Raw genomic sequence first — 537 nt, 5'->3', positions numbered from 1 at the left:
GTGATTGGTGCTTTGCAAATTGACGTTTTAGCTGAGCGGCTTAAGGTGGAATATTCTTTACCAGTGAGCTTTGAACCGGTCCGTTTTAGCGTATGTCGTTGGATTTCTACGGAAAGCAAAGACGAATTTCAAAAATTTCTCACCAATCATGAATCTGCTATTGCACACGATTTAGATGGCGATCCAGTTTTTTTAGCAGAAAATCACTTTTCATTGAATTATGAAGCAGAACGGGCGCCGAAAATAAAGTTTACTACCTTTAAAGACTATCAGTCACGCTCTGACTGAAAAGCAGCTTTTGCTACGGTAAAAGCAATGATTCTTTAAGAAAAATCAAAAAAAGGGAGAGGCAAAATTCCTCTCCTTAAAAAAATCATTATGAGTAGATTTAACGAAGACCATCTTTAATCCATTCAGAAACACGTCCTTTAGAAGCGGCTCCCACCATATTCGATGAGGCTTTTCCATTTTTGAACATCAATAAAGTAGGAATCGAGCGGACTCCGTATTGAGTAGCCAATTCGGGATTTTCATCAA

The 537-nt window shown here is 38.4% G+C and carries 1 protein-coding gene and 1 pseudogene; one reads left to right on the top strand and one right to left on the bottom strand.

The genetic code is table 11. From position 1 onward, the window contains the following. Positions 1-288, top strand: a pseudogene (gene prfC / locus ACFIK8_RS10215) (peptide chain release factor 3); the annotation flags it as partial. A 100-nt stretch (positions 289-388) separates the two neighbouring features. Here prfC and ACFIK8_RS10210 read toward each other — a convergent pair. Continuing rightward, a partial coding sequence (locus ACFIK8_RS10210) for a thioredoxin family protein (protein ID WP_375669358.1) occupies positions 389-537 on the bottom strand: 149 nt, incomplete at its 5' end.

The sequence above is a fragment of the Bartonella sp. MR168JLCBS genome (assembly GCF_042194175.1).
Note: the sequence above shows the minus strand (reverse complement) of the source record. Positions and strands in the feature narration are given on the sequence as shown.